At 64.8% G+C, this 4,032-nt stretch carries 4 protein-coding genes; 1 reads left to right on the top strand and 3 read right to left on the bottom strand.

The features are described 5' to 3' along the window. A partial coding sequence (locus tag MOV74_RS32925) for a tetratricopeptide repeat protein (RefSeq protein ID WP_246931169.1) occupies positions 1–633 on the top strand: 633 nt, incomplete at its 5' end. A 50-nt stretch (positions 634–683) separates the two neighbouring features. Here MOV74_RS32925 and MOV74_RS32920 read toward each other — a convergent pair. From MOV74_RS32920 to MOV74_RS32910, 3 genes are all read right to left on the bottom strand, one after another. Continuing rightward, positions 684–1,658 (bottom strand): type II secretion system F family protein, encoded by a 975-nt coding sequence (locus MOV74_RS32920; protein WP_246931168.1) that lies wholly within the window; start codon positions 1,656–1,658, stop codon positions 684–686. Between the two features lie 9 nt (positions 1,659–1,667). Then, complete coding sequence (locus MOV74_RS32915; RefSeq protein ID WP_246931167.1) at positions 1,668–2,645, bottom strand: type II secretion system F family protein; 978 nt, start codon at positions 2,643–2,645, stop codon at positions 1,668–1,670. A 16-nt stretch (positions 2,646–2,661) separates the two neighbouring features. Continuing rightward, on the bottom strand, positions 2,662–4,032 hold a 1,371-nt coding region (locus MOV74_RS32910; RefSeq protein ID WP_246931166.1), incomplete at its 5' end, for a CpaF family protein.

Below are 4,032 nucleotides of genomic sequence, written 5' to 3'. Positions count from 1 at the left end.
CGCTACCGCGCCAATCCCAAGGACGCCGACGCCGCGCTTGGCTATGGTCAGGCCCTGCGCGCCAACGGCCAGCGCGCCCAGGCCGCAGCGGTGCTCGAGCAGGCGACCATTGCCAATCCCGGCAACAAGACATTGCTCGCCCTGTACGGCCGCGCCCTCGCCGACAACGGCAATTTCCAGCAGGCCTACGACGTCCTGTCGAAAGCGCATTCCCCGGACAATCCGGATTGGCGCCTGCTCTCTGTGCAGGGAACGGCGCTGGACCAGATGGGCCGTCATGAGGAGGCGCGCTCCTATTACGCGAGCGCGCTCAAGATCGCGCCGGGTGATCCCGGCGTGCTCTCCAATCTCGGCCTGTCCTACATGTTGTCGCGAGACTTGCCCAAGGCCGAAGAGGCGCTGCGGCAGGCCTACGCTTCGCCGCGCGCAAGCACCCGGGTGCGGCAGAACCTGGGCCTCGTCGTCGGTCTCCAGGGCCGCTTTGCGGAAGCCGAGACCATCGTGAAGGCAGATCTGCCACCGGATCAGGCTGCGGCCAACGTCGCCTATCTCAAGGACATGCTCAGCCGCAGCGAGGGCCCGCGCGGCGGGCCGAAGCGGACGCCGGTCGCCTCGCTCAGCCAGCCAGACTGATCAGATCCCCCGACTTTGACGTAAGGGGCGGACCGCGCGGTCTGTCCGCCTCAGTGCAGCTCGGTGATCTTGATGCCGGTCGGCCCGAGAATGACGACGAACAGCACCGGCAGGAAGAACAAGATCATCGGCACAGTCAGCTTCGGCGGAAGGGCGGCGGCCTTCTTCTCGGCCTCGTTCATGCGCATGTCGCGGTTTTCCTGCGCCATGACGCGCAAGGAATGTCCGAGCGGGGTGCCGTAGCGCTCCGCCTGCTGAAGCGCGAGACACACCGACTTGACGCCCTCGAGGCCGGTGCGTCGCGCCAGGTTCTCATAGGCGACCTTGCGATCCTGCAGATAGGACAATTCGGCCGTGGTCAGCGTGAACTCCTCCGAGAGCGCGATCGACTGTCCCACGATCTCGGTGGCGACTTTCCGGAACGCCATCTCGACCGACATGCCGGATTCGATGCAGATCAGGAGCAGGTCGAGCGCATCGGGAAAGGCGCGCTTGATCGAGAGCTGGCGCTTGGAAATCGCGTTCCTGAGGAACAGCATCGGTGCCTGCAAGCCGAGATAGGCGGCGCCGACGCAGATGCCAATCTTGATCGGCATCGTCTGCTCCATATGCGCGATGCCGAAAACGTAGATGACGGAGCCGATGAAGAGCACGATCGGCGCGACCATGCGGGCAAACAGGAAGGTGATGTAGGGCGCATGGCCGCGGTAGCCCGCCATGATGAGCTTGTCTCGCGCAGCCTCCTGCGCGAGCCATTTGGTGAGGTTGAAGTCCTCGACGACCTTGGAGACGAGCTGCTTCGGGGTTTGGCGCAGCGAGACCTTTTCGTTCTTGTGAAGGCGCTCACGCTCGCGCTGCCGAATGCGCTCGCGCTCGCTCGCCACCGCCTTCATGCGCTTGGAGAGCCCCTCGCCGGCAAGCAGTGGCATCACCAGCGTATACACGGTGGCGCTGGCGGCAATGGCCGCCAGCAGCATGGTCATGAAGCGAACGTCGTGCAGTTTCGAGACGAGGAAATCGACCATACGGCACCGTCAGAAATCGAAGTTGATCATCTTCTTCATCACCATGATGCCGATCGACATCCAGACGACGCAGCCGACCAGCATCAGCTGGCCGGTGGGATGGGTCCAAAGCAGCGAGATGTATTGCGGCGTCGTGAGATAGACGAGGAACATCACGATTGGCGGCAGCGAACCGATGATGCCGGCCGAAGCCTTGGCTTCCATCGACATTGCCTGGATCTTCTCTTTCATCTTCTTGCGGTCGCGCAGCACCTTGGAGAGGTTGCCGAGCGCTTCGGAAAGGTTGCCGCCGGACTTCTGCTGGATCGAAACCACGATGCCGAAGAAATTGGCCTCGGGCAGCGGCATGCGCTCGTAGAGCCGCGAGCAGGCTTCGCCGAGGGGCATGCCGATCGCCTGCGTCTCGATGATCGCCAGGAACTCGCTGCGCAGCGGCTCGGGCGCGTCGGCGGCAACGACCTTGATCGATTCGAATAGCGGCAGGCCCGCCTTGATGCCGCGGACGATCACGTCGACCGCGTCCGGCAGCGCCGCCAGGAACTTGGTCTCGCGACGGTTCTTCAGGAAGCCCAGCGCCCAGCGCGGCAGCCCGAACCCGCCGGCAAAGGCAAGGCCGGCAGCACCGATCAGGCCGCCGCCGGCGAACAGGGCGACCGCGAAAAACACGCCCGCCACAACGGCGGAGGCCACCCAGAATTTCTGCGTCGTCCAGTCGAGTCCAGCCTGCGACAGGCGGACGCTGAGCGGAACGCTCTTTTCCTGCAGGCGCCGCGCTTCGAGATCCTTCAGCGTGGTCTCGACCTGCTCGCGGCGCGAACGCTGGGTCTTCTCGGCCTGGCGTGACGTGGGCGCCTCGGCGCGCGAGATCGAGGCTCGGCGGCTCTCCGCCTTTCGTTCCCCGGACAGCAGCGGATAGAGGAACACCCAGGCGACGCCGCCGACCGCTGCGGTGGCGAGGAATGCGAGGGCGAGAACTTGCATGTTCATGACGGTGCTGACCTGCTCACGTCTTCGGCGTGACTTCCGCCGCGTCCAACGCAGCGGCAAGGCGCTTCTCGTCGCCGTAGTAACGAGCGCGTTCCCAGAACTTCGGACGGCCGATGCCGGTCGAGCGGTGCTGGCCGATGATCTTGCCGTTGGCGTCCTCGCCGACCATGTCGAAGAGGAAGACGTCCTGGGTGATGATGGTGTCGCCTTCCATGCCCATCACCTCGGTGATGTGGGTGATGCGGCGCGAGCCGTCGCGCAAGCGCGCGGCCTGGACGATGACGTCGATCGAGGCGCAGATCATCTCACGGATGGTGCGCGAGGGGAGCGAAAAGCCGCCCATCGTGATCATGGATTCGCAGCGCGACAGCGCCTCGCGGGGGTTGTTGGCGTGCAGCGTCCCCATCGAGCCGTCGTGGCCGGTGTTCATGGCCTGGAGCAGGTCGAACGCTTCTGGGCCGCGGACTTCGCCGACGATGATGCGTTCAGGACGCATGCGCAGGCAGTTGCGCACCAGCTCGCGCATGGTGACCTGGCCCTCACCCTCGATGTTGGGCGGACGGGTTTCCAGCCGCACCACGTGAGGCTGCTGCAGCTGTAGTTCGGCCGCGTCCTCGCAGGTGATGATGCGCTCGTCGTGCTCGATATAGTTGGTCAGGCAGTTGAGCAGCGTGGTCTTGCCCGAGCCGGTACCGCCGGAAATCAGCACGTTGCAGCGGACGCGGCCGATGATCTGGAGGATCTCCGCGCCTTCCGGTGAGATCGCGCCGAACTTGACGAGCTGATCCAGCGTCAGCTTGTCCTTCTTGAATTTGCGGATGGTGAGCGTCGGCCCGTCGATCGACAGCGGCGGCACGATGGCGTTGACGCGGGAGCCGTCGGCGAGGCGCGCGTCGCAGATCGGCGAGGATTCGTCGACGCGCCGGCCGACCTGGCTGACGATGCGCTGGCAGATGTTGAGGAGCTGTTGGTTGTCGCGGAAGCGAATTCCCGTGCGCTGGATCTTGCCAGCGACTTCGATGTAGACGGTGTTGGCACCGTTGACCATGATGTCGGCGATGTCGTCGCGCGACAGCAGCGGCTCGAGCGGGCCGTAGCCGAGAACGTCGTTGCAGATGTCGTCGAGCAGTTCCTCCTGCTCGGCGATCGACATCACGATGTTCTTGATCGCGATGATCTCGTTGACGATGTCGCGGATTTCCTCGCGCGCGGACTCCGAATCGAGCTTAGCGAGCTGGGCGAGGTCGATCGCCTCGATCAGCGCGCCGAAGATGGTCGCCTTGACCTCGTAATAATTGTCTGAACGCCGGCTCTCCATGGAAGGAGGCGGCGGGGCCTTGGCAGGAGCAAGCGGCGGGGAGGCGACGGCCGGCGGAGGCGGGACGCG

It is taken from the genome of Bradyrhizobium sp. SHOUNA76 (assembly GCF_023006445.1).
Taxonomy (GTDB): domain Bacteria; phylum Pseudomonadota; class Alphaproteobacteria; order Rhizobiales; family Xanthobacteraceae; genus Bradyrhizobium.
Note: the sequence above shows the minus strand (reverse complement) of the source record. Positions and strands in the feature narration are given on the sequence as shown.

What these genes read in the sequence shown, in the direction of transcription:
- MOV74_RS32920 (WP_246931168.1), bottom strand. Translation starts at nt 1,658, where the DNA reads ATGGTCGATTTCCTCGTCTCGAAACTGCACGACGTTCGCTTCATGACC.
- MOV74_RS32915 (WP_246931167.1), bottom strand. Translation starts at nt 2,645, where the DNA reads ATGAACATGCAAGTTCTCGCCCTCGCATTCCTCGCCACCGCAGCGGTC.